Source organism: Aeromonas encheleia (assembly GCF_900637545.1).
GTDB lineage: Bacteria > Pseudomonadota > Gammaproteobacteria > Enterobacterales > Aeromonadaceae > Aeromonas > Aeromonas encheleia.
The window spans coordinates 1,969,244-1,993,337 of the sequence record NZ_LR134376.1 but is presented as its reverse complement, the minus strand read 5'-3'; the positions used below and the strand labels follow the sequence as shown (position 1 = coordinate 1,993,337).

21 protein-coding genes are annotated in these 24,094 nt (G+C 63.4%); 6 read left to right on the top strand and 15 right to left on the bottom strand.

Annotated features, from left to right (window positions below):
• Positions 1 to 119 precede the first annotated feature (119 nt).
• The 8 genes from tyrR to pspA form a co-directional block, all read right to left on the bottom strand.
• Positions 120 to 1,667 carry a transcriptional regulator TyrR gene (gene tyrR / locus EL255_RS09280; protein WP_042653644.1) on the bottom strand — a complete coding sequence of 516 codons (1,548 nt, stop codon included), beginning with the start codon at positions 1,665 to 1,667 and terminating at the stop codon, positions 120 to 122.
• 304 nt (positions 1,668 to 1,971) lie between these two features.
• Positions 1,972 to 2,310, bottom strand: a complete 339-nt coding sequence (locus tag EL255_RS09275; RefSeq protein ID WP_042653643.1) for a 4a-hydroxytetrahydrobiopterin dehydratase — start codon at positions 2,308 to 2,310, stop codon at positions 1,972 to 1,974.
• Between the two features lie 49 nt (positions 2,311 to 2,359).
• Entirely contained in the window at positions 2,360 to 3,154 is a 795-nt protein-coding gene (gene phhA, locus EL255_RS09270) for a phenylalanine 4-monooxygenase (RefSeq protein ID WP_042653642.1), read from the bottom strand.
• A 155-nt stretch (positions 3,155 to 3,309) separates the two neighbouring features.
• Positions 3,310 to 4,350, bottom strand: coding sequence for a YcjF family protein (locus EL255_RS09265; protein ID WP_042653641.1), 1,041 nt, complete (start codon positions 4,348 to 4,350; stop codon positions 3,310 to 3,312).
• 60 nt (positions 4,351 to 4,410) lie between these two features.
• Positions 4,411 to 5,817: a YcjX family GTP-binding protein gene (locus tag EL255_RS09260; RefSeq protein ID WP_042653640.1), complete on the bottom strand. Its 1,407-nt coding sequence runs from the start codon at positions 5,815 to 5,817 to the stop codon at positions 4,411 to 4,413.
• 67 nt (positions 5,818 to 5,884) lie between these two features.
• The gene (pspC, locus tag EL255_RS09255) at positions 5,885 to 6,286 is read right to left on the bottom strand and encodes an envelope stress response membrane protein PspC (protein ID WP_042653639.1); all 402 of its coding nucleotides are present in this window, start codon (positions 6,284 to 6,286) and stop codon (positions 5,885 to 5,887) included.
• 94 nt (positions 6,287 to 6,380) lie between these two features.
• Positions 6,381 to 6,617 (bottom strand): envelope stress response membrane protein PspB, encoded by a 237-nt coding sequence (gene pspB, locus EL255_RS09250; protein ID WP_042653638.1) that lies wholly within the window; start codon positions 6,615 to 6,617, stop codon positions 6,381 to 6,383.
• Between the two features lie 3 nt (positions 6,618 to 6,620).
• Complete coding sequence (gene pspA, locus EL255_RS09245) at positions 6,621 to 7,301, bottom strand: phage shock protein PspA (RefSeq protein WP_042653637.1); 681 nt, start codon at positions 7,299 to 7,301, stop codon at positions 6,621 to 6,623.
• Between the two features lie 195 nt (positions 7,302 to 7,496).
• Here pspA and pspF point away from each other — a divergent pair, with 195 nt between their 5' ends.
• The 6 genes from pspF (at position 7,497) to EL255_RS09215 (ending at position 14,463) form a co-directional block, all read left to right on the top strand.
• Entirely contained in the window at positions 7,497 to 8,537 is a 1,041-nt protein-coding gene (gene pspF / locus EL255_RS09240) for a phage shock protein operon transcriptional activator (RefSeq protein ID WP_042653636.1), read from the top strand.
• A 167-nt stretch (positions 8,538 to 8,704) separates the two neighbouring features.
• Complete coding sequence (sapA, locus tag EL255_RS09235) at positions 8,705 to 10,300, top strand: ABC transporter substrate-binding protein SapA (protein ID WP_042653635.1); 1,596 nt, start codon at positions 8,705 to 8,707, stop codon at positions 10,298 to 10,300.
• Positions 10,301 to 10,379: 79 nt separating this feature from the next.
• On the top strand, positions 10,380 to 11,339 hold the full coding sequence (locus EL255_RS09230; protein WP_042653634.1) for an ABC transporter permease: 960 nt from the start codon (positions 10,380 to 10,382) through the stop codon (positions 11,337 to 11,339).
• 149 nt (positions 11,340 to 11,488) lie between these two features.
• Positions 11,489 to 12,382, top strand: a complete 894-nt coding sequence (locus EL255_RS09225; RefSeq protein WP_042653633.1) for an ABC transporter permease subunit — start codon at positions 11,489 to 11,491, stop codon at positions 12,380 to 12,382.
• A gap of 82 nt (positions 12,383 to 12,464) precedes the next feature.
• Positions 12,465 to 13,463 (top strand): peptide ABC transporter ATP-binding protein, encoded by a 999-nt coding sequence (locus EL255_RS09220; protein WP_042653632.1) that lies wholly within the window; start codon positions 12,465 to 12,467, stop codon positions 13,461 to 13,463.
• Between the two features lie 214 nt (positions 13,464 to 13,677).
• Entirely contained in the window at positions 13,678 to 14,463 is a 786-nt protein-coding gene (locus tag EL255_RS09215) for a peptide ABC transporter ATP-binding protein (protein WP_042653631.1), read from the top strand.
• Positions 14,464 to 14,605: 142 nt separating this feature from the next.
• Here the strand turns inward: EL255_RS09215 and miaE are convergent, their stop codons facing one another.
• The 7 genes from miaE to EL255_RS09180 form a co-directional block, all read right to left on the bottom strand.
• A complete protein-coding gene (miaE, locus tag EL255_RS09210; protein WP_042653630.1) occupies positions 14,606 to 15,364 on the bottom strand; it encodes a tRNA isopentenyl-2-thiomethyl-A-37 hydroxylase MiaE in 759 nt (252 codons plus the stop codon).
• A gap of 201 nt (positions 15,365 to 15,565) precedes the next feature.
• The gene (gene purF / locus EL255_RS09205; RefSeq protein WP_042653629.1) at positions 15,566 to 17,086 is read right to left on the bottom strand and encodes an amidophosphoribosyltransferase; all 1,521 of its coding nucleotides are present in this window, start codon (positions 17,084 to 17,086) and stop codon (positions 15,566 to 15,568) included.
• Positions 17,087 to 17,104: 18 nt separating this feature from the next.
• A complete protein-coding gene (locus EL255_RS09200) occupies positions 17,105 to 17,596 on the bottom strand; it encodes a CvpA family protein (protein ID WP_042653628.1) in 492 nt (163 codons plus the stop codon).
• A 188-nt stretch (positions 17,597 to 17,784) separates the two neighbouring features.
• Complete coding sequence (gene serS, locus EL255_RS09195) at positions 17,785 to 19,080, bottom strand: serine--tRNA ligase (protein WP_042653627.1); 1,296 nt, start codon at positions 19,078 to 19,080, stop codon at positions 17,785 to 17,787.
• A gap of 290 nt (positions 19,081 to 19,370) precedes the next feature.
• Positions 19,371 to 20,708: a replication-associated recombination protein A gene (locus EL255_RS09190; RefSeq protein ID WP_042653626.1), complete on the bottom strand. Its 1,338-nt coding sequence runs from the start codon at positions 20,706 to 20,708 to the stop codon at positions 19,371 to 19,373.
• 153 nt (positions 20,709 to 20,861) lie between these two features.
• A complete protein-coding gene (lolA, locus tag EL255_RS09185) occupies positions 20,862 to 21,470 on the bottom strand; it encodes an outer membrane lipoprotein periplasmic chaperone LolA (RefSeq protein ID WP_042653625.1) in 609 nt (202 codons plus the stop codon).
• Positions 21,471 to 21,542: 72 nt separating this feature from the next.
• A complete protein-coding gene (locus EL255_RS09180; protein ID WP_042653624.1) occupies positions 21,543 to 24,044 on the bottom strand; it encodes a DNA translocase FtsK in 2,502 nt (833 codons plus the stop codon).
• Between the last annotated feature and the right edge of the window lie 50 nt (positions 24,045 to 24,094).

The following is a 24,094-nucleotide window of genomic DNA, read 5'->3' as shown; positions in this document are numbered from 1 at the left end:
GCTTATCAGTCGCGCGCCAGCCACCCATGGCTCTGCGCGCAGGCTGTGTCACCTTGTGTCGTACTAATGACAAGGGCCCACCCGGATGTGAGCCCCACGGACCAACGGCAGGCATGGGCTTACTTCTTGCCGATCCCGTATTCGCGCAGCTTGTTGGCAATGGCGGTGTGGGAGACCCCGAGCCGCTTGGCCAGCTGGCGGGTGGAGGGAAAGGCCGGATAGAGCCGCTCCAGCAGCCGGCTCTCGAAGCGCTTCACCGCCTCATCCAGCCCGCCCTCGAACCACTCGTCGATGAGCGGCATGGCATCGGCCGCCACCGGCAGATCCACGTGCTCCGGGCCTATTTCGTCCCCTTCCAGCAGGGTCATGGCGCGGTAGAGGCAGTTGCGCAGCTGGCGCACGTTGCCGGGCCAACGATAGGCGGTCAGGTATTCGGCCATGTTGCGGGTGAAGCGCGGGCGGGGCCGCTGCAACTCGCTGGCGAAGCGGGAGACGAACTGCTGGGCCAGCGCCATGATGTCCGCCTTGCGCTCGCGCAGGGGCGGCAGGCCTAAGCTCAGCACGTTGAGGCGGTAGTAGAGATCCTCGCGAAACTTGCCCTCGTGCACCAGATCCAGCAACTGCTTCTGGGTGGTGCAGATGAAGCGCACGTTGACCCTCACCTCCTGCTCGTCACCGACCCGGCGGAAGACGCCGTCCTGCAACACCCGCAAGAACTTGGTCTGCAGATGGGGGGACATGTCGCCGATCTCGTCCAGCATCAGGGTGCCGCCGCTGGCCAGCTCCAGCACGCCGCGCTTGCCCTCGGTGTTGTTGCCAAAGGCGCCGGGGGCGTAGCCAAACAGCTCGCTCTCGGCCACGTTGTCCGGCATGGCGGCACAGTTGAGAGCCATGAAGGGATGGCTGGAGCGCAGGCTGGCGCCGTGGCAGGCGCGGGCCAGCAGCTCCTTGCCGGTACCGGTCTCACCCAGGATGAGCAGCGGCGCGTCCTGCATCGCCAGCTTGGCGGCCTGGGCCAGCACCTCTTTCATCTTCTGGCTCTCGGCCTGCAGGTGCTCGAAGCCCCCCACCTCCACCGCGTGCAGCGCGCTGAAGTGCATGCCGACCCGGCGCGCGGACTTGAGCACCACCACGGCGCCGGCCAGGGCTTGGCGGCCCTTCTCTTCGGCCACGAACAGCGGCATCAGGTCGCCGAGGTACTCCTCACCGCCGAGGCTGAGCTTGCAGGTCTGCGGCTTGATCTCGCTCGCCTCCAGCCAGCGGGCAAAGGAGAAGCCCTTGACCAGGGAGCCGAGGGCCAGACCGCGCACCTCCTCCTGGGGTAGCGCGAGGGTGGTGAGGGCCGACTGGTTGGCCTGGGTTATCCGCCCCTTGCTGTCGAGGGAGAAGACCAGGTCCGGCAGCGCCTTGAGCAGCGCCTCTATCTCGTGATGTTCCCGCTCGGAGGGCATGTAGGGGATGGTCTTGACGTCATAGACACCGGGAATGCGGCGGATCTCCGGCATCAGATGCTGGAAATCTCGAAACTCCAGCTCGGGGAAGTTGAGATAGATGATGCCTGTGGTATCGATTTCGATGCCGCGCAGATCGATGTTGTGCTCCACCAGACGGTCGAGCAGTTCCCGGGTCAGGCCCAGGCGGTCTTCACAGCTGACTTCAAGACGCATTCGGGACACACTTCCTAGCTAACACTCTGAATAACGGGATGATACAGACTCGATCCCGCCAGTGCGAGCGCTCGCCCATAAAAATGCGGGCCCGCCCCGCTTTCGCCGGACAGGCCCGAGTCAATGGCTGACGCTTATTTCAGCAGCCGATCGGTGCACGCCACCATGATGAACACCTTGCCATGCAAACCACCTCGTCTAAAGCGCTGATCCAGGCGCTTATTTCAGCAACTGGCCAGTGCGTGCCACCATGATGAACACCTTGCCATGCAGACCACCTCGTCTATAGCGCTGATCCAGCCGCTTATTTCAGCAGCTGGTCGGTGCGCGCCGCCATGATGAAGTCGTTGCGATGCAGGCCGCCTATCTTGTGGGTCCACCAGCTGACGGTCACCTTGCCCCATTCGGTCAGGATCGCCGGGTGATGGAACTCGGCCTCCGCCAGCTCGCCGAGGCGATTGGTGAAGGCCAGCGCCTCCTTGAAGTTGCGAAAGTTGAACTCACGCCTGAGCTGCAACTCCCCGTTTTCCACCCGCGGCTGCCAGTCGGGTATGGCGTGCATCAGCTCGCTCAGCTCCTGCTCGCTGACCTTGGGGGCATCGGCGCGGCACGCTTCGCACCGTTGGCTTGCCAGTTCGGACATTAGGGACTCCTTTCATTAACAATGGGTTGGAATGGATTGCGCGCCGTCGTCAGCTCGCCTGTTTGCCGGGCGCTGGCGCGAAACGCGGCGCTCGCAGGCCGAGGCGACGCGCCTGAGCCACGCAGGCCATGATGTCCTGCTCCGCCAGCTGGTAGAGGGCATCCAGGCTGGGCAGCACGAAATAGGTCGGCTGCATGATGTTGATGCGATAGGGGGTGCGCAGCACCTCCACCGCATCGAACGGCTGCAGGCTGGGTTGACCGGAGAGAGCATAGGCGGTCTCGCCGATGGAGGAGAGAATACCGCCGCCGTAGATACGCAGGGAGGCGGGGCTCTGCACCAGACCGAACTCCACCGTGAACCAGTAGAGCCGGGCCAGATAGACCCTGTCCTCCTTGCTGGCCTTGAGGCCGAGCTGACCATAGACATGGGTGAAGTGGGCGAAGGCCGGGTTGGTCAGCATGGCGCAGTGGCCGAACAGCTCGTGGAAGATGTCCGGCTCTTGCAGGTAATCGAGCTCATCCCGGCGGCGGATGAAGGTGGCCACCGGAAACTGGCGCTGGGCCAGCAGCGAGAAGAAGCGATCGAAGGAGATGAGGGCGGGCACGGCCACCACGGACCAGCCGGTGCCAGGGGTCAGCACGGCGTTGATCTCCATCAGCTGCGGGATGCGATCACGGGGCAGGTCGAGTCGGGCCAGCCCCGCCAGGTATTCGTCACAGGCCTTGCCCTTGAGCGCCGCGAGCTGGCGATCGATCAGGATCTGCCAGGTGCCGTGCTCTTCATCGGTGTAATGAATGAGGCCCTGCTCGTCCGGTTGATGTGCTGTGTAGAGGCTTGCCATGATCCCGTTCCATCCCGCGCCAGAGAGCGGCGCCTTTGCGTTGGTTGTCAGGATCACTGTAACGGTTTAGCCCCTAAAAAAGCAGCCGACCCCGAGGTCGGCTGCCGGCCACAAATGTAAACAATTTGTGACATTCACTATGCGTTTATCCGGGCTCAGGACTTGTTGAGATAGCCCGCCAGCTGGCCGATAAGCCGCTTGCGCAACTCACCCAGTTTCGGCTTCTCATCGCCGCACCAGGGCAGCGGGCGGCAGGCCTCGATGGTGCGCAGCCCCAGCCTGGCGGTGAGCAGGCCGGCCCCCACCCCTTGCGCGGCGCGGGCGGAGAGCTTGGCGGTGAGCTCGGCCCCCAGCAAGTCCATGCCCACCTCGGTCACTAGCTCGGTGGCGCCGGCATAGAGCATGTTGCGAAACACCTGGCGGATGAGGCTGATGCGGCTCCAGTAGCCGAGCTCGATGGCGTAGACATCGGCGATGTCCTCGATCATCCGCAGGTTGCGCCACAGCATCAGCATCATGTCGACGGTGGCGAGCGGGCTCAGGGCCACCAGCACCGCGGCCTCCCCCGACCATTTGGCGACCCTGGCCTGGGCGAGTTTATCCCGCTCGGTCAGCACCAGCTGGCTGTAGAGGGTCAGCACCTCCCGATCGCTGTGGCTCTCGTCGAGCTGGCCGAGCCAGTTCTGATAGCCCTCCCGTCCCTTGTCGCCACTCTTCTCGGCCAGGGCCTCGCAGAACGCCTGCCCCTGCCCCACCCCCTGGTGAGCCAGCAAGTCTTCGGCGCGGGAGCGCACATCCTGGCGCCGCTTGAGTGTGCGCAGCCGCAACCACTCCCGCCCCGCGACCCCGGCCGTGCCCACCACCACCAGCCCAGAGGCCAGCAACCAGGCGCCGCCCCAGAGCGGGGACGCGACGAACTGGTCGTAGAGGAAGCCGCCAAACTGGCCGAGGGAGAGCACACCGACCGCCCCCAGCCCCCAGCCCAGCAACCGGTGCCGGCGCCTTGGCCGCAGGGTCAGGGCCGGCTCCACGAAGTCATTGAGCTCGTCGAGCCGCTCGAAGCTCTCCTCCTCCAGCAGCTGGGCTGGAGCGGGCGCCTGCTCGGTTGCCGCCGCCGAAAACGCAGGCTCCAGCAGCACCTTGCCTTGCAACGGGACGCCCTCGTCTGGCGTCCGCACTTTGGTCTGATCGTTCATCGCAATAGGTTCCTCAGTAGCGCTCGGTCATGGCGCCGCGCCCGCAAAGGGAGTGGCCGCTCATTCAAGGTGATCCCCCAACAGAAACTCCAGCGCGGCGTCGAGTCGGATATGGGGCAACGCCTGATGGGGGCTCATCGCCAAGGGACGAAACGCCTGAAAATCGAAGCCCTGGTTGTGCCACCACTGGGCGGGGGGAATGTGGGACGGCACCTCTCCGGGAAACAGCAGCAGCGGCTCGCCGGCCAGACTGGTGCCGCGGATGGCCGGGAACTCGCGGCCATTGGCCAGCCCCTTGCCCACCTCGGTGGCCTTGATGGCGGCGAGCGCCAGGCACTCGGTCTCTATCCCCTCGAAGCGGGCCTGGCCACGGCCACTGCTCACGAGATGCTGCAACAGGGACACCAGCGGAGCGTGCTGCTCCGGGGTCACGTGATCCGCCTTGCTCGCCACGAACAGCAGCTTGTCGATGCGCGGGGCGAACAGCCGGCGCCACCAGTTGCTCTTGCCGTAGGCGAAGCTCTCCATGATGCGGGCGATTGCCTGCTGCATGTCGCCAAAGCTGGCGGCGCCGGCGTTGAGAGGTTGCAGGCAGTCCACCAGCACTATCTGGCGATCGAAGCCGGCGAAGTGCTGCTCGTAGAAGCCCTGCACCAGGTGCTGCTTGTACTGCTCGAAGCGCTGCTTGAAGGTGGCGTAGAGGCTGCCATCGGCGGGCTCGGAGGCGGGTTTGTCCCACACCCAGGGCACGAATTGCAACAGCGGTGCCCCGGCATACTCCCCCGGCAGCACGAAGCGGCCCGGCTGGATGAGGTGCAGCCCCAGCTCGCGCTTGCAGGCATGCAGGTAGGAGGTGTAACGCGCCGCCAGCTCGCAGGCCGGCCGCTCCTCGAAGGCCTGCTCGGCCTGCCAGCGCGGTTCAAGCCAACTGCTGGCGAGTGCTTGCAGCTCGGGGCGGCGCAGCTGGTTTGCCACCTGCTCGCTCCACTGCTCGTAGCTCAGCTCCAGCAGCGGCAGGTCCAGCAGCCACTCCCCCGGGTAGTCCACCAGATCCACATAGAGGGTGGAGATCTCCCCCAGGTGCTTGCGCAGCGGATGGCGGGTGCGGTAGCGGATCTCGAGCCGCACCTCGGCCACGCCGCGGGTCGGCTCCGGCCAGGCGGGCGGCTCGCCAAACAGGGAGTCGAGGCCCCGCTCATAGGCGAAGGTGGGAATGTGGGCATTCAGCTGGGGGACGCGGCGCGCCCCCAGGATCCGCCCCTGGCGCTGGGCATCCCACAGAGGCAGGCGACCGTCGATAGCCGCGTGTTCCAGCTGGTTGACCAGCGCGGTGATGAAGGCGGTCTTGCCGCTGCGTGACAGGCCGGTGACCGCCAGCCGGATGTGGCGATCCCGTACCCGGTTTACCGCCTCGAAGGCCTTGTGCTGCAGCACAGACCACTTCTGCTCTAACTTGTTGCGTATCAAGGCTCGTTCGATCCTCCCGCTAAAGATCGCCGGCCCGTCTGGCCGGCGAGGCGTCATTTATGGTGCATTACAGCTTGCTGAACTCGCGCTGCAGGGTGAACTCCTTGGAGGTCACCAGCTTCTCGATGCGCTGCAGTCTGGGCTCGAGCGTGTCGAGCTCCAGGGCGATGCGGCCGAGCGCCTGATGGGGGGTGACCCCCGCCTGCCAGCTGCGTGCCTTCATGCGCACCTCGGCAAAATCCGCCTCCTGCTCCCCGTAGAGGGTGACCGGCTTCTTGTCGAGCAGAAACCAGGCCGCGATGTAGGCGGTGAAGGTAATGAAACCGGCGAAGATGAGGCCGGTGATGGCCAGCAGCCGCACTATCCAGGTCTCCACCCCGAAGTAGTCGGCAAGGCCGGCGCAGACGCCGGCTATCTTGCCCTTCTGGGGATCCCGGTAGAGATTGCGTGAGTTGTTCGAGGCGCTCATACCCTGTTCCTCCAGACGGAGACTTCCGCATCCGCCATGAAATCCTGTGTACCGACCGACGCAGACGTCACGCCATGGCAGCCATAGATGGTATTCATACCTTGTTCCTCCAACCGGGGACCTCGGCATCCAGAATGGATTCCAGTGCACCGACCCGCTCCTGCATCTTCTCGGCGCGGACCAGCAGACCCTGCAACTCCTCCCGCTCATTGTCGGCGAGACCCGCACCAATCCGGCCCTTGGCGCGATAGTGCAGCACCAGCCAGATGGGGGCCACTATGACCATGAAGACGATGAGTGGCGTCGCCAATATCCCAAGAATGTCTTCCATTCATCACTCTCCCTGTTTCGAGGCGGTGTCACCCTGGCCCAGCTTCTGGCGCATGGCCTCGAGCTCGCGGCTGATCTGATCGTCCACTTCCAGCTCGGCAAACTGCTGGGCCAGCGCCTTGTCGGACTGGCCGAGATCGGCGCGGGCCTCCATCTCGTCGATGCGGCGCTCCATGCGCTCGAACTTGCTGACCACGGCCTGGCTGTCGCCACGGGCCACCTGGCTCTGCACGTTCAAACGGCTGCTGGCGGCCTCGCTGCGAATGGCCATCGCCTTCTGGCGGGCGCGGGCGTCTTCCAGCTTGGCTTCCAGCTGGCGGATCTCGTCACCCAGCTTGTCGATGCCGCTGTCCACCGCCTGCTGCTCACGGTAGAGCGTCTCGGCCAGCTCGGTCTGCTTCTTCTTCTCGATGAGGGCGGCTCGGGCCAGATCGTCGCGACCCTTGGCCAGCGCCAGTTCGGCCTTGCCCTGCCACTCATTCACCCGCTCCTGGTGACGGTGGACCTGACGGCCAATCTCTTTCTGGTTGGCGAGGAAGCGGGCCAGGTTGGAGCGCTCCTTCACCAGCTCATCTTCCATCTCCTGGATGATCAGGCGCACCATCTTCTGGGGATCTTCTGCCTTATCGAGCAGGGCCGTCAGGTTGGAGTTGATGATGTCGGCCAGGCGGGAAAAAATACTCATGATTGTACTCCTGTGATGGGCATTGGGTTGTTTCTCCATTGACAATGGCAACTTGTGTGCCAATCTGGAAAGAAATTTAACTTGTTGATTTATATGGGCACTCTCTATGAGTTTCAAGATGCCCGAAACAAGAGATGATAAAAAACACTAACTTTTGGTAAGATTGACCAGATTTTTCACCGAACAGGGATCATTATGACCACGGACACGGAAAGCCTGTTGGGTGAGTCCAACGCCTTCCTCGAAATCATCGAACAGACCTCGCGCCTCGCGCCGCTGCGCAAACCCGTGTTGATCATCGGCGAACGGGGCACCGGCAAGGAGCTCATCGCCCACCGCCTACATTATCTCTCGGGACGTTGGGATCAAAGCTTTGTCACCATCAACTGCGCCACCCTGAGCGAGAGTCTGTTGGAAACCGAGCTGTTCGGCCACGAGGCGGGCTCCTTCACCGGCGCCGCCAAGCGCCATCAGGGCCGCTTCGAGCGCGCCGATGGCGGCACCCTGTTCCTCGACGAACTGGCCACCACCAGCGCCCGGGTGCAGGAGAAGCTGCTGCGGGTCATCGAATATGGCGAGTTCGAGCGGGTCGGCGGTGCCAAGCCGCTCAAGGTGGATGTGCGGCTGGTGTGCGCCACCAACGAGGATCTGCCGCGGCTGGCCGAGCGCGGCCAGTTTCGCCACGACTTGCTGGACCGGCTGGCCTTCGACGTCATCACCCTGCCCCCGCTGCGGGAGCGGCGGGACGACATCCTGATGCTGGCGGAGCACTTCGCCCACAGCATGACCCGGGAGCTGGGCTATCCGCTGTTTGCCGGTTTCTCTCGCAAGGCGACCCAGCTATTGCTGGACTATCCCTGGCCCGGCAACGTGCGCGAACTGAAAAACGTGGTGGAGCGCAGCCTCTACCGCCAGGGCAACCCCCAGCTGCCGCTCGCGGAGCTGGTGCTCAACCCGTTCGATTCACCCTGGCGCCCCCGCGCCAATGGCCTGGCACCCTCCCCCGTCGAGGCGGCGCCGGACGGGCAACAGGCCCACAACCTGCCGCTGGATCTCAAGGGGGCGGTGGCGGAATACGAGATTAATTTACTCAAGCAAGCGATGCAGCAATCCCAGTATAATCAGCGCAAAGCGGCTCAATTACTGGCCCTGAGCTATCACCAGTTCCGGGGCATGCTGCGTAAATACCAACTGCTCGAGGGAGATGACAGCAATGGCAACGCGGACATCGACTGAGCCGGCGTCATCACCGATTTCGGAGCATGCTGCGTACATGCCCGCGGCTTGATGGTGACAGCGATAGCGACTGATCCCAACAGAGGGAGTCCCTGCCCGGCAGGCTCCTGCAACGCGCCCGCCCCCCGGCGGGCAACTCTGCATGAAAACATGGTTCCATAATGAGAATGCTCAAACCACTGCTGCTCGGTCTCCTGGTCCTGGTCACCGGCTGTCAGAAACAGACAGAGGCCTCCAAGACAGGGCTCGTCTACTGCGTCGAAGGGGCTCCCCAGACCTTCAACCCGCAGCTCGCCAATTCGGGGGTGACCCTGGATGCCAGCGCCCGCCCGCTCTATGATCGCCTGCTCGAGGTGAACGCCAATACCCTGAGCATCGAGGGGGGCCTGGCCACCCACTGGCACAGCAGCGACGATGGGCTCTCCTATACCCTGAACCTGCGCAAGGGGGTGACCTTCCATCGCACCCCCTGGTTCAGCCCTTCCCGCCAGTTCAACGCCGACGACGTGCTGTTCACCTACCAGCGCCTGCTGGACGAACACCACCCGTTCCACACCATCTCCGGCGGCGAGTACCCCTATTTCTACAGCCTCGGGCTGGCCTCCCTCATCAAGCGGGTCTACAAGCAGGGCCCCTATGAGGTGGTGTTCGAGCTCAACCGGCCGGATGCCTCCTTCCTCGCCACCCTGGCCAGCGACTACGCCGTGGTGTTGTCGGCCGAGTATGGCGAGCAGATGATCAAGGCCGGCACCCCGGCGCTGCTCGACAATCGCCCCATAGGCACCGGGCCTTTCAGCTTCAAGGAGTACCGCCACAACGAGTTCATCCGTTACCTGCGCCATCCCGGCTACTGGGGCGGCGAGGCCAAGATTGAGCAGCTGATCTACGACATCACCCCCAAGTCGTCCAAGCGGCTCGCCAAGCTGCTGACCGGCGAGTGCGACGTGATGAGCACCCCCTCCGCCAGCCAGCTGTCGGTGATCGACAAGGATCCGGATCTCAACCTGTCGATCCAGTCGGGCATGAACGTCGCCTTCCTGGCACTCAATACCCGCAAGGCCCCCTTCAACAAGGTGCAGGTGCGCCAGGCGCTGGCCAGCGCCATCAACGTGCAGAACCTGCTGCATGCGGTCTACTTCGAGACCGGGCAGCCGGCCACCAGCCTGCTGCCGCCGCTCTCCTGGGGTTACAACCCCTCCCTGCAACTGCGTCAGCCGGACCTGAAGCTCGCCCGCCAGTTGCTCAAGGAGGCCGGCCTCCCTCATGGTTTCGAGATGCAGGTGCTGGTGCAGCCGGGGGCGCGCCCCTACAACCCGGACGGCCTCAAGACCGCCCAGCTGATGCGCAGCGATCTCGCCAAGATAGGGGTGAAGCTGAAGATAGTGCAGCAGGCCTGGCCGGTCATCGAGACCCGCCTCGCCAAGGGCCAGTACGACAGCCTGCTCTCCGGCTGGATCGCCGACAACGCCGACCCGGACAACTTCTTCCGCCAGCTGCTGAGCTGCGCCGCGGTCGAGCGGGGCAACAACTACAGCCGCTGGTGCAGCCCGGCCTTCGATCAGCTGCTGGACGATGCGGTGACCACGCCCCAGCTCGCCTTCCGCCTGCGCAATTACTACTATGCCCAGACCCTGCTCAATGAGCAGTTGCCGCTGATCCCGCTGGCCCATGCCCTGCGCACCCAGGTGAGCCGCAGCGATATCCAGGGGCTGACCCTCATGCCCTTCGGTGGCACCACCTTCAACCAGGCCTACCGGGAGTAAGCATGCGTCTCTATCCCCATCCCGGCAGCGGCAGCCGGCCTCCCCTGTCATCGACGCACCCGAGTGCGGAGGGCTAACCATGTTCTTTTATATTCTGCGCCGCATCAGCCTGCTGCTGATCACCCTGCTGGTGCTGACCCTGGGCGCCTATCTGTTGGAGTCTCGCCTCATCGGTCAGGTGCTGGACTTCGGCCATGGCTACCCGGACTTCCTGCGGCGTATCTTCGCCGGCGATCTCGGGCTGTCCAGCGTCTCCGGCCTGCCGGTGCTGGAGGAGATCCGCCACTACTTCCCGGCGACCCTGACCCTCTGCATCACGGCCTTCGCCATCTCGCTGCTGCTGGGGATCCCGCTCGGTACCCTGGCCGCGCTCTATCAGGGCCGCTCCTTGGATCTCTCCATCATGACCGCCGGCCTCATCGGCTACGCCGTGCCGGTGTTCTGGCTGGCCCTGCTAATGGTGATGTTCTTCTCGCTGGATCTCGGCTGGCTGCCGGCCTCGGGCCAGATCAGCCTGCTCTATGACGTGCCCTCCATCACCGGCATCGCCATCATAGACGTGCTGCTGAGCCAGGAGCCCTGGCGGGAGGCGGCCTTGCACGATGCCCTGCGCCATCTGGTGCTGCCGTCGCTGGTGCTGGCCGTGGTGCCCACCACCGAGGTGATCCGCCACGTGCGCAGCTCGCTCATCGACGTGCTGAAGCAGAACTACATTAAGGCCGCGGCAAGCCGGGGCCTCTCCCGCCGCCAGATCGTCTGGCGCCATGGTCTCAAGAATGCCCTGCCCCCGGTGCTGCCGCTGCTCGGCCTGCAACTGGGCAGCGTGCTCACCTCCGCCATGATCACCGAGGTGGTGTTCGACTGGCCCGGCATCGGCCGCTGGCTGGTCAACAGCATAGCGCTGCAGGACTACGCCGCCATCCGGGGCGCGACCCTGGTGGTCGCCAGCTTCGTGATCTTCATCAGCGTCAGCACCGAGCTGCTCACCACCATCATGTACCCGGCACGGCGCAAAGAGCTCTATGCAAAACAAGATTGAACACGAACCTATGGTGAGCCCATCTTGCCCTCTCTCTATGCTGTCAGCGCCGCGCTGCTCACCGCCGTCATGCTGTACCCGGCACGACGCAAAGAACGCTATGCAAAACAAGATTGAACCTGCTCATGGCCTGGGCTGGAGCCTGACTTATGCAAGATAAATCGAACATCTATCCGGAGCTCAAGATCCTCTCCCCACTGGAGCAGACCTGGGCCTCCTATCGTCGCAACCCGCTGGCCATGGGCGGCCTCTGGTGCTTCGGCCTGCTGCTGCTGATCACCCTGGTCGGTCCCCTGGTGGTGCCCTACGGCATCGACGATCAACACAGCAGCCGTCTGCTGCTGGCCCCCTCCTGGGCCAGCACCGGCAACATCGACTACTTCCTCGGCACCGACGATCTGGGCCGCGACATCCTCTCCCGCCTCGTGGTAGGGGCAAGGCTTACCTTCGGCAACGCCCTGCTGGTGGTGGTGATCGCGCTCATCGTCGGCTCCGCCATCGGCATCCTCGGTGGCATGAGCAAGGGGGTAAAATCGAGCGTGCTCCATCACCTGCTCGATACCCTGCTCTCCATCCCCTCCCTGCTGCTGGCCATCATAGTGGTCGCCATCCTGGGGCCTGGCCTGTTCAACACCCTGATCGCCATCACGCTGGCGCTCATTCCTCCCTTCATCCGGGCGACCTACAACGCGGTCCACACCGAGATGCAGAAGGAGTACATCATCGCCAGCCGCCTCGACGGCTCGCCCCCTTGGCGCATCATGCGGCTCGCCGTGCTGCCGAACATAGTGGAGACCCTGGTGGCGCAGACCACCCGTACCCTCTCCGCCGCCATCCTGGATATCTCGGCGGTGGGCTTTCTCGGGCTCGGCGCCCAGTCGCCGCAACCCGAGTGGGGCGCCATGCTGGCCGATTCGAGCGATCTCATCTATCTCGCCCCCTGGACCGTGACCCTGCCGGGCATGGCCATTTTGTTCAGCGTGCTGGTGACTAACCTGGTGGGTGAAGGGATCCGCGAAGCGCTTAAAGAGGGGAACGATTGATGATACTGCGGCTCTATACCATCAAGGACGGCATGGCCCAGATGCAGCACGCCCTGCCACACCCTCATGAGGAGCGCCACTGATGCCCTTGCTCGACATACGCAACCTGACCATAGAAATCGACACCCCCCAGGGCAAGGTCAAGGCGGTGGACAGGGTCAGCCTGACCCTGAACGAGGGGGAGATCCGGGGCCTGGTGGGGGAATCCGGCTCCGGCAAGAGCCTGGTCGCCAAGGTGATCGTCGGCATCCAGAAGGACAACTGGACGGTGCGCGCCGACAGGATGCGCTTCAACGACATGGATCTGCTGACCATGGCCCCCAAGGAGCGCCGCCGCATCATGGGTCGCGAGATCGCCATGATCTTCCAGGACCCCATCAGCTGCCTCGATCCCTCGGAGGAGATAGGCACCCAGCTGGAAGAGGCCATCCCGACCGACTCCTTCGTCGGCAAGTTCTGGCAGCGCTTCCAGTGGCGCAAGAAGAGAGCCATCGCCCTGCTGCACCGGGTGGGGGTCAAGGATCACCGCAAGGTGATGCGGGCCTACCCTCACGAGCTGTCGGACGGCATGTGCCAGAAGGTGATGATCGCCATGGCCATCGCCAACCAGCCGCGACTGCTGGTGGCCGATGAGCCCACCAGCGCCATGGAGTCGACTACCCACTCCCAGATCCTGCGGCTGCTGGACAAGATGAACAAGCTGGGCAACACCACCATCCTCATCATCAGCAACGACATCGCCGCCATCGCCAACCTGACCGATACCATCAACATCATGTACTGCGGCCAGATGGTGGAGGTGGGCACCCGGGAGCAGATCCTGACCTCGCCCCATCACCCCTATACGGACGCCCTGCTCAAGTCCATTCCGGACTTTGACAAGCTGGTGCGCCACAAGTCCCGGCTCGAGACCCTGCCCGGGGTGATTCCACCGCTGCAACACCTGCCCATCGGCTGTCGCCTCGGCCCCCGCTGTCCCTATGCCCAGAAGCAGTGCGTGCAGACCCCGCTGATGAGCAAGGTCAAGGGTCATCAGTTCAGTTGTCACTTTCCGTTGAACATGGACGAACCGAAGAAATGATCCGGACCCATGAGCAACGCCAGGGGCCAGCCAGGTATCAGCTGCCACTTCCCCCTGAACATGGACGAACCGAAGAAATGATCCGGACCCATGAGCAACGCCAGGGGCCAGCCAGGTATCAGTTGCCACTTCCCCCTGAACATGGCAGAGCCGAAGAAATGAACATGAATCATCCGTCTGTGGCGACGCCGTCGCTCGCCAAGGAGCCAAGCCTGTGATCGAACCCTCCCTGTTGCAGGTCAGAGGCCTCTGCAAGACCTACCAGAACCGTACCGGCCTGTTCAGACGCCAGGCGGTGGAGGCCATCAAGCCGCTCTCGTTCAATCTGGAGGTGGGCCAGACCCTGGCCATCGTCGGCGAGGCCGGCTCCGGCAAGAGCACGCTGGCGCGCATCCTGGCGGGCATGATAGAGCCCAGCGGCGGCGAGATCGCCATCGAGGGGCAGCCCCTGGTGCACGGTGACTATCAGACCCGCTGCAAGCTGCTGCGGATGATCTTTCAGGACCCCAACACCTCGCTCAACCGCAAGATCCGGGTCGGCCAGATCCTGGAGACGCCGCTGCGCCTCAACACCGAGATGAGCGAGGAGGAGCGCAAGGACAAGGTGGTGCAGACCCTGCGCATGGTGGGCATGCTGCCCGACCACGCCCTCTTCTACCCGCAGATGCTCTCCGCCGGTCAGCAGCAGCGGGTGGGGCTGGCCCGCGCCCTGATCCTCAATCCCAAGATAGTGGTGGCCGACGAGGCGCTGTCGACCCTGGACATCTCGGTACGCTCCCAGATCATCAATCTGCTGCTGGAGATGCAGGAGACCACGGGGCTGAGCTATGTGCTGGTGGCCAACGATCTCGGCATCGTCAGCCACATCAGCGACGAGGTGCTGGTGATGCATGACGGCCGGGTGGTGGAGCGCGGCAAGACCCTCAAGGTGTTTGCCGATCCCCAGCACGAGGTGACCCGCCGCCTCATCCAGAACTACAACAACGAATACCGCAGATGATGTCTAGGCCGCGGACCCGGCGCGGCCGTTCCCTCGTTTTTCAGGCATAAAAAAACCCGGCTTGTGGGCCGGGAATTGCGCTCAAAAAGTGATTGCGTCGCTCGTAGTAGGAACACCGAGATAGTAGGTGCCCCCTTGGGGTTCAACAACTGTCAGATCTGACAGGCGGTCCGCTATGGAACCTGAACTGCGGATCCGGCGAACTAATGAGCTCTGCCTCTATCTCGCCGAAGAAGGCCACCCGCTCGCTGATATCCTCCTCCGCATATTGCTCCGCCAGTGCCAGGTAGTCCTGGTAGTGGCGCGCCTCCGAGCGCAGCAATGAGACATAGAAGCGCCCCAGCTCCTCGTCCAGATGGGGGGCTATCTTCGCGAAGCGCTCGCAGGAGCGCGCCTCTATATAGGCACCGATGATCATCTTGTCGACCACGGCGGCGGGCTCGTAGGTGCGCACATGCTTTAGCAGACTGCGGGCATAACGGGAGGCGCTGACCGGGCCGTAGGGGATGCCGCGGGCGGCCATGATCTCCAGCACTTGCTCGAAGTGATGCAGCTCCTCCTGGATGAGCCGCACCATGGGAAACAGCAGGGGGTTGCGCTCCAGTTCGGCAAACACGCTTCGATCCGACTCCCCCATGATTCGCTTGCCGAGGATCTCGGCCTTCTCGGGGATGGCGTCCAGTTCCCGGTAGAACGCCAGCTTGGGCAGCAGGTGGCGCTTGCCCTTGGGCAGGCAGTAGCGACGCACCAGGCTGTGGGCGGTCAGGGCGGCCTTGTTCTCGCAATTGGCGTGATCGATAAGCAGGGTCGGCAATTGGGCGGGATCCCGCGCCATCTCTACCCAGGCATCCGGGGTCTCACAATGCAGGAACTGGCGAACGGGGGCTAGCAGGTCATCCATCTGAATTCTCGTCTGTTCTGGTTGATACGGCGGCGCGATTGACGCGGTGGCAGCCCATGCTAGCGGATCCCGCCGCCACTGCCCACACCCGGCCGCATAAGTGCTTATTTTTAAAACAGATAATCCTCCTTCCCCGCCTCTCAGACACGACAATGGGGGCCAGGGCCCCCATCTCATATCGGTCATGGCGAACGAAAACGTTTAACTGCCTTCGTTAAAAATTTCCAGGTTGCTGGTGCCTTCCTGCCATTCGCGCACGGCCTTGTTGTCGTCGCAGCGCTGGGCATTGAGGTGGTCCAGATAGCCCTGATCCACGTCGGCGGTGACGTAGTGGCCGTTGAACACCGAGGTCTCGAAGTGGCGCAGCTCGGGGTTGATCTCCCGCACAGCCTCTTCCAGATCTTCCAGATCCTGGAAGATGAGGCCATCGGCACCGATCAGCTTGCACACCTCTTCCACTTCCCGGCCATGGGCGATCAGCTCGTTGGCGGTGGGCATATCGATGCCGTAGACGTTGGGGAAACGGATCTCGGGGGCGGCGGAGGCAAAGTAGACCTTGGCCGCACCGGCTTCCCGCGCCATCTGGATGATCTGCTCGGAGGTGGTGCCACGGACGATAGAGTCATCCACCAGCAGCACCTTCTTGCCCTTGAACTCGGAGCCGATGGCATTGAGCTTGCGACGCACCGACTTCTTGCGCTGGGTCTGGCCCGGCATGATGAAGGTACGGCCGATGTAGCGGTTCTTCACGAAGCCCTGACGGTACGGCAGATCGAGGGTATGGGCTATCTCCAGCGCGACGTCACAGGAGGTCTCGGGGATGGGGATGACCACATCCACGTCGAGATCTTCCCACTCGCGGGCGATCTTTTGGCCCAGCTTGCGACCCATGTTGAGGCGGGCGGCATAGACGGAGACCTTGTCGATGCAGGAGTCGGGACGGGCGAAGTAGACGTACTCGAAGATGCAGGAACTCATCTGCGGGTTCTCCGCACACTGCTCGGAGAACAGCTGGCCCTGCTCGGTGATGTAGATGGCCTCGCCCGGGGCGACGTCACGCACCGTCTCGAAGCCGATGGCGTCGAGCGCCACGCTCTCGGAGGCGAGCATGTACTCCACCTGGCCCTGCTCGTCGATACGGCGACCCAGGATCAGCGGCCGAATGCCGTTGGGATCGCGGAAGCCGATGAGGCCGTGACCTATCACCAGGGAGACCACGGCATAGGCGCCGCGGATCTGCTGATGAGTCTTGCGCACTGCGGAGAAGATGTCCTCGGGACGCAGCTCCATCTTGTCGCAGAGATCCAGCTCGTGCGCCAGCACGTTCAGCAGCACTTCCGAGTCGGAGGTGGTGTTGATGTGGCGGCGGGCGACCTTGAACTGCTGCTCCTTGAGCGCCTTGGCGTTGGTGAGGTTGCCGTTGTGGGCCAGCACCATGCCGTAGGGGGAGTTCACGTAAAAAGGTTGGGCTTCAGCGGCACTTGAGCTGCCTGCGGTGGGATATCTGACATGTCCTATGCCGATATGCCCCTTCAGTCGCTGCATGTGGCGCACTTCAAACACATCCTTCACCAGGCCGTTGGCCTTGCGTTGCCGGAAGTTTCCACTGTCTATGGTCACGATCCCGGCGGCATCCTGTCCCCTGTGCTGCAACACCGTCAAGGCGTCGTAGAGGGCCTGATTGACGGGGGTGGTGCCAACTATACCGACAATACCACACATGTCTTTGCTACCTCGAAGTCACTGTACCTGATTGAGAAAACTGGATGAGTTCAGCATGAACCCGAAGAACCACTGGATCACCGGTTTAAACTCGGGAACCAGCTTGGACGCCACCCACCAGTCGCTCTGGGAGAGACTGGTGAAGGTATCCATAAAAAACAGCAGGGCACTGACGATCAGTACCCCGCGAATGGCGCCAAAACAGACTCCCAGCACCCGATCGGTGCCGGACAGGCCGGTCTTTTCCACCAGCAGGCCCACCACATAGTTGACCACGCTCCCCAGGATCAGGGTCGCCACGAACAGGGCGGCGATGGCCAGGCCGTTGCGCACCATGGCATCGGTAAACGAGGTGAAGTAGACGGCGAGATCGGGATAGAAATGGCTGGCAATGAAAAAGGCGACGAACCAGGTGACAAGGGACATGGCTTCCTTGAGAAAGCCGCGCACCAGGCTGATGAGAGCGGAGAAACCGACGATGCCGATGATGGCGTAATCAATCCAGACCATAGAAAAAGATGTCCTGCGAAATTGCGGCGCAGTCTAACAAAAACGATTGCGCAATGCTTGATAAAATTGTGTTAAATATCCAATACGGCGCCGATAGAAGCCATGTTAGCCCCTGCCGAAACCATTGGCCGACGCCGGAATGCACAACGCCATGGCACTGCCATGGCGTTGTCGTCAGCACGAGCGGCTTACCCTATGTGGGTCAGGCCACCCATGTAGGACTGCAGCGCCGCCGGGATGGCGATGCGACCGTCTTCCTGCTGGTAGTTCTCGATCACCGCCACCAGGGTGCGACCCACTGCCAGGCCGGAGCCGTTCAGGGTGTGCAGCAGCTGGGGCTTGCCATCGATGCGCACCCGGGCCTGCATGCGACGGGCCTGGAAGTCGGTGCAGTTGGAGACGGAGGAGATCTCGCGGTAGGTGTTCTGAGCCGGCAGCCAGACTTCCAGATCGTAGGTCTTGGCGGCGCAGAAGCCCATGTCGCCGGTGGCCAGCGCCATCACGCGATACGGCAGCTCCAGCAGTTGCAGCACCTTCTCGGCGTGACCGGCCATCTCTTCCAGCGCTTCCCAGGATTTCTCCGGGTGCACCAGCTGCACCATCTCGACCTTGTCGAACTGGTGCATGCGGATCAGACCGCGAGTATCACGACCGTAGGAGCCCGCCTCGGAGCGGAAGCAGGGGCTGTGGGCGGTCATCTTGATGGGCAGTTCCTGCTCGTCGAAGATCTCGTCGCGGGCCATGTTGGTAAGCGGCACTTCGGAGGTCGGGATCAGGGAGAACTTGCGCAGCTTGCCCTCGTCATCCCCTTCCCCATTGATGCCGGTGTTGAACAGGTCTTCGGAGAACTTCGGCAGCTGACCGGTGCCGTACAGGCTGTCCGGGTTCACCAGATAGGGCACGTAGCACTCGGTGTAGCCGTGCTGCAGGGTGTGCAGGTCCAGCATGAACTGCGCCAGGGCGCGATGCAGGCGGGCAATCTGGCCCTTCATCACCACGAAGCGGGCACCGGCGAGCTTGACGCCGTTCTTGAAATCCACGCCCTTGGCCGCTTCACCCAGATCGATGTGATCGCGTACCGGGAAGTCGAACACGCGCGGGGTGCCCCAGCGGCGCACTTCCACGTTATCGTTCTCGTCGCGTCCCACCGGGGTGGTCTCGCTTGGCAGGTTGGGGATGGCGTCGGAGATGGCCTTGATCTCGGTCAGCAGGGACTCGAGTTCGGCCTTGCTGGTCTCCAGCTCGTCGTTGATCTTGGTCACCTCGGCCTTGAGCGGGGCCACATCTTCACCACGACGGGCCGCCTCACCGATGGACTTGGAGCGGGCGTTGCGCTCGGCCTGCAGCTCCTGGGTACGGGACTGCAGATCCTTGCGTTTCTCTTCCAGAGCATTGACAGCCGCTACGTCCAGAACGTAGCCACGTGTCGCCAGACGAGCGGCAGCCTCTTCGATATCGCTGCGCAGATATTTGGGATCCAGCATGGTTTACCTACTTTTTTTAATGGGATCTGGGCCTGGGTCATCGTGACCGGGCGAGAGAACAGATCCGGAAGTTAACATCGGTTGGCGCACCCCTATGTCTTCGGAATCGGGCCTTCGAAATCAAGAAGATGGTGCAAGGCCAAGACAAGCGGGGTCAGAGGGGCAGTGTAGCAGACCGCCCCCCCGCCCGAACAGGGACTATTGCTGTCGTTTTTGCCAAGTTTTCGGGCATCGGCAGCCTCTTCTTCGCCGATCCGGTCGTACGGCGTCCCACATCCGGCGTCGAGCCGTTATTTGTCTCTTTTGTGCGGGCTCTGCCGGTCCAGCTCACGCAGATAGTCGAGCTTCTGGGCAATCTGCTTCTCGAGGCCGCGATCGGTCGGCTGGTAGTAGTGTTTGCCGGCGAGCTCCGGCGGGAAGTAGCTCTCCCCCGCCGCATAGGCGCCGGGCTCGTCGTGGGCGTAGCGGTACTCGGCGCCATAACCCAGATCGCTCATCAGCTTGGTCGGTGCGTTGCGCAGGTGCGGTGGCACCTCGAAGTCGGGCAGGTTCCTGGCATCGTTGAGCGCCGCCTTCCAGGCGGTGTAGACCGCATTGCTCTTGGGGGCGCAGGCGAGGTAGACAATGGCCTGGGCAATGGCCCGCTCCCCCTCCGCCGGGCCGATGCGATGGAAACAGTCCCAGGCCGACAGCGCCACCTGCATGGCGCGCGGATCGGCGTTGCCGACATCTTCCGAGGCGATGGCCAGCAGCCGGCGGGCGATGTAGAGCGGATCGCAACCGGCGCTCACCATGCGAGCATACCAGTAGAGCGCCGCATCGGGGGCCGAGCCACGAATGGACTTGTGCACCGCCGAGATGAGGTCGTAGAAGTGATCGCCCCCCTTGTCGAAGCGCGCCACGTGCTCCCCCACCACGGCGGCCAGCAGGGCGCTGTCGATGATGCGCTGCCCTGCCCCGTTGGCCTCGGCCATGTCGGCCAACAGCTCCAGGTAGTTGAGGGACTTGCGCCCGTCGCCGTCCACCGCCTTGGCCAGCGCCTCCTTCACCCCGGGGGCGAAGGCCAGCGTCGAGTCATTGAGGCCGCGCGAGTCGGTCAGAGCCTGATCGATCATGGCGAGGATGTCCTCCTCCTCCAGCCTCTTCAGCAGATAGACCCGGGCCCGGGAGAGCAGTGCGTTGTTGAGTTCGAACGAGGGGTTTTCGGTGGTGGCGCCGATGAAGGTGATGGTGCCGTCTTCGATGTGAGGCAGGAACACATCCTGCTGGCTCTTGTTGAAGCGGTGCACCTCATCCACGAACAAGATAGTGCGTACCCCGCGCCAGCTGTTCTCCTTCGCCTTGTCGATGGCGGCGCGGATCTCCTTGATGCCGGAGGTCACGGCCGAGAGTCGCTCCACCTCGGCCTGACAGTAGTGCGCCATCAGCTCGGCGAGGGTGGTTTTGCCGGTACCCGGGGGGCCCCACAGGATCATGGAGTGGCAGTGGCCGGCCAGGATGGCTTTGCGCAGGGGCTTGTCAGCCCCCAGGATATGCTGCTGACCTATGTACTGGTCGAGATTCTGCGGCCGCATCCTGGCCGCCAGAGGGCGAAAGTCGGACGAGAAGTCCAGCGACAGGTTGCTCATCTGCGTTGACCGTCCTGCGCCACGTCGACCGCCAGTGGCAGACGGTCCGACGATAAATCCAAAGAGAGGTTGCTCATCGGCGTTGACCATCCTGCGTCACCCGGGCCGCCAGCAGGAGACGGCCCGAGCAGAGATCCAAAGAGAGACCGCGCATCAGCGCTGGTCGTCCAGTGCGACCCCCTTCGGGATCTTGAACTGGAACTCGCTGCCCTTGAGCACCGGTTTGCGGTTGAAGCCGCTGAGGGTGAACTCGCTCCACTGCCCCTGCGCCTCTTTCACGTCGAAGCGGCTGATGTTGTTCTGCCGATCGAAGGTGATGCGGAAGGAGGCGATCAGCTCGTCCTGATTGCGGCTGGTGACGGTGTAGACGTCCCCCTGCTGGGTCACGTCGTAGTTCTTCCAGAGCGCGTTGTCATTGCCGGCGATCAGCACGAAGGGGGTGTTGAGCACCGCATCCTTCAGCTTGAGGGCGGTGACCTGCTCGACGAAGGGATCATAGACCCAGACGTCCTTGCCATCGGCCACGATCAGGCTCTCATCCGGCGCTGTGGTGTGCCAGTTGAACCGGTTCGGGCGTTGCACCAGCAGATCGCCGCTCGCCTTTTGCAGCTCCTTGCCCTTGCTGTCATAGACGGTCTGGGCAAACTTGGCCGAGAACAGGCTCACATCGGACAGCTTCTGCTTGAGGTCGCTGGCGGCATCGGCCCACACCTGGCTGCTGGCCAGCAGCAGCACCGTACCCATCAAAAATTGTTTCTTCATCATGCTTCCCGTTTAAAAGGGCTCGATAAGAGGCCATGTCTAGCGAGACATGGCCTGGATGATAGGGGGAACTCAGTCACGCACCGGTGGCGGTGCCAGCACGTCGCGCTGACCGTTGCCACCCGGGCTGCTGACGATGCCCTGGTTTTCCATCTGCTCGATGAGACGAGCCGCCCGGTTGTAACCGATCTTGAACTTGCGCTGCACGCTGGAGGTGGAGCCACGGCGGGATTCCACCACGAAGGCCACCGCCTCGTCGAACAGGGGATCGAGCTCCTCGTCGCCGCTGCTGCCGTAGTCACCGCTGCCGCCTTCACTATCCGACTCGCCGGAGAGGATCTCCTCGATGTAGTTCGGCTCACCGCGCAGCTTCCAGTCCGCCACCACCTTGTGCACCTCGTGGTCATCGACGAAGGCGCCGTGGACCCGGGTCGGGTTGGAGGTACCGGCCGGCATGTAGAGCATGTCACCCATGCCGAGCAGGGATTCGGCACCGCCCTGATCCAGGATGGTACGGGAGTCGATCTTGCTCGAGACCTGGAACGAGATCCGGGTCGGGATGTTGGCCTTGATGAGACCGGTGATCACATCCACCGACGGACGCTGGGTCGCGAGGATGAGATGAATACCGGCGGCCCGCGCCTTCTGGGCGATACGGGCGATGAGCTCTTCCACCTTCTTGCCGACGATCATCATCATGTCGGCAAACTCGTCCACCACCACCACTATGTGGGGCAGCTTCTCGAGTTCCGGCGGCATCTGATCCATGGAGTCGCCGGGGCGCCACAGCGGATCCCGCAGCGGTTGTCCCTCGGCGGCCGCGGCCAGCACCTTGTCGTTGTAGCCCTTGAGGTTGCGCACCCCGACCGCCGACATCAGCTTGTAGCGGCGCTCCATCTCGCCCACGCACCAGCGCAGGGCGTTGGCGGCGTCCTTCATGTCGGTGACCACCTCGGTCAGCAGATGCGGGATCCCCTCGTAGACCGAGAGCTCCAGCATCTTGGGATCGATCATGATGAAGCGCAGATCCTCCGGCGACGACTTGTAGAGCATGGAGATGATCATGGTGTTGACCCCCACCGACTTGCCGGAGCCGGTGGTACCGGCCACCAGCAGGTGCGGCATCTTGGCGAGGTTCACCACCACGGGCTCCCCTGCGATGTCCTGGCCCAGGCCCATGGTCAAGGGGTTGCGGCTGTCGCGGAAGTCGTCGCAGTCGAGGGTCTCGCGCAGGTAGACGGTCTGGCGTACCCGGTTCGGCAGCTCGATGCCGACGAAGGTCTTGCCCGGGATCACCTCCACCACCCGCACGCTGCTGGCGGAGAGGGAGCGCGCGAGGTCGCGAGACAGGTTGGTGATCTTGCTCGCCTTCATGCCCGGCGCCAGATCCAGCTCGAAACGGGTGATGACGGGGCCCGGATAGACGCCGACCACCTTGGCCTGCACGTTGTAATCGGCCAGCTTGGCCTCCACCAGACGGCCCATACGGTCCAGTTCGTCCTTGCTCATCATCTGAGTCTTGGCGGGCGGTCTGTCCAGCAGATCCAGCCCCGGCAAGGGGGCCATGCCCGGCTGCGGGCGGCGCTTGGCTTTGGGGGCAACCGCCACCGGCGCGGCCGGGGCCTCGTCGCCCTCCGCCCAGGGCAGATCGAGCTCGTCCTCATCCGCAGCTGCCAGCACGGGTTGCGGGCGGGCATTGGCCGCGCGCTTGGGCTTGGCGACGGGCGTCGGCGCCTCGTCATCTTCGTCGTCAAACTGCGGCTCGAACTGGAAGGTATCGTCATCGAGTTCCGGCAGCCATTCGTCAGATTTTGTCTTCTGGGCCGCGCCCTTGGCCTTGGGATTGCGCGTCCAGCTGCCGTGAGGTTCGTCTTCCTCATCCAGATCGATGGCACCCACGCCCCCTTCCAGCAAGGGATCCGGTCCCTCGAAGCGAGGCTGGCGCCAGCCCCCGGTCAACCAGCGACCTAGCGTGGTGGGGAAGTGATAGATGGCGCTGACGGTGCCGGTGCAGCTGGCCCCGATCCGCTCGACTATGGTGAGCCAGGACCAGCCGGTGAACAGGGTGATGCCGGTGGCCACGAAGCAGAGCAGCATCAGGTTGGCGCCGACACCGCCGAACAGCGGCACCACGGCGGAGGCGATCACGTCCCCCACCAGGCCGCCGGCGGAAAAATTCTGCATGTCGTTGAAGTTCATGCTGGCAATGGCCGACATGCCGAGCACGGTCAGCAGGAAGCCGACGATGCGCACCGACAGGGTCAGATAATCCACCTCCAGCAGCCGGCTCGGGCGCCAGAACAGGCTCCAGCCGAGCAGAACCGTCAGCGGCGGCACCAGATAGGAGAAGGCGCCGAAGGTGAACATGGTGATGTCGGCGAGCCAGGCACCGGCGCTGCCCGCCAGGTTCTTCACCTCCCCCTGCCAGGAGGTCTGGGACCAACCGGGATCGGCGGGATGGTAGGTCAAGAGGGCAAGCAAGAGATAGGCAGCCATCAGGGTGATGGCGATCAAGACGGCCTCGAAGATCCGTTGGGTACCTGACAAAGGAGTAAACAGCTTTTTATCGGCCAAACTCCGGCTCCTTTCTGAAAACATGTAATGCGGGGATAGGGGGCCTAGTA

Bases quoted from the DNA above. Each gene is read 5' to 3' on its own strand.
- EL255_RS09230 (WP_042653634.1), top strand. From the start codon at position 10,380: ATGTTCTTTTATATTCTGCGCCGCATCAGCCTGCTGCTGATCACCCTG.
- pspC (WP_042653639.1), bottom strand. From the start codon at position 6,286: ATGAGCGCCTCGAACAACTCACGCAATCTCTACCGGGATCCCCAGAAG.
- sapA (WP_042653635.1), top strand. From the start codon at position 8,705: ATGCTCAAACCACTGCTGCTCGGTCTCCTGGTCCTGGTCACCGGCTGT.
- EL255_RS09265 (WP_042653641.1), bottom strand. From the start codon at position 4,350: ATGAACGATCAGACCAAAGTGCGGACGCCAGACGAGGGCGTCCCGTTG.
- pspF (WP_042653636.1), top strand. From the start codon at position 7,497: ATGACCACGGACACGGAAAGCCTGTTGGGTGAGTCCAACGCCTTCCTC.
- pspB (WP_042653638.1), bottom strand. From the start codon at position 6,617: ATGGAAGACATTCTTGGGATATTGGCGACGCCACTCATCGTCTTCATG.
- EL255_RS09275 (WP_042653643.1), bottom strand. From the start codon at position 2,310: ATGTCCGAACTGGCAAGCCAACGGTGCGAAGCGTGCCGCGCCGATGCC.
- phhA (WP_042653642.1), bottom strand. From the start codon at position 3,154: ATGGCAAGCCTCTACACAGCACATCAACCGGACGAGCAGGGCCTCATT.
- EL255_RS09225 (WP_042653633.1), top strand. From the start codon at position 11,489: ATGCAAGATAAATCGAACATCTATCCGGAGCTCAAGATCCTCTCCCCA.
- EL255_RS09200 (WP_042653628.1), bottom strand. From the start codon at position 17,596: ATGGTCTGGATTGATTACGCCATCATCGGCATCGTCGGTTTCTCCGCT.
- EL255_RS09190 (WP_042653626.1), bottom strand. From the start codon at position 20,708: ATGAGCAACCTGTCGCTGGACTTCTCGTCCGACTTTCGCCCTCTGGCG.
- purF (WP_042653629.1), bottom strand. From the start codon at position 17,086: ATGTGTGGTATTGTCGGTATAGTTGGCACCACCCCCGTCAATCAGGCC.
- EL255_RS09220 (WP_042653632.1), top strand. From the start codon at position 12,465: ATGCCCTTGCTCGACATACGCAACCTGACCATAGAAATCGACACCCCC.
- lolA (WP_042653625.1), bottom strand. From the start codon at position 21,470: ATGAAGAAACAATTTTTGATGGGTACGGTGCTGCTGCTGGCCAGCAGC.
- pspA (WP_042653637.1), bottom strand. From the start codon at position 7,301: ATGAGTATTTTTTCCCGCCTGGCCGACATCATCAACTCCAACCTGACG.
- serS (WP_042653627.1), bottom strand. From the start codon at position 19,080: ATGCTGGATCCCAAATATCTGCGCAGCGATATCGAAGAGGCTGCCGCT.
- miaE (WP_042653630.1), bottom strand. From the start codon at position 15,364: ATGGATGACCTGCTAGCCCCCGTTCGCCAGTTCCTGCATTGTGAGACC.
- tyrR (WP_042653644.1), bottom strand. From the start codon at position 1,667: ATGCGTCTTGAAGTCAGCTGTGAAGACCGCCTGGGCCTGACCCGGGAA.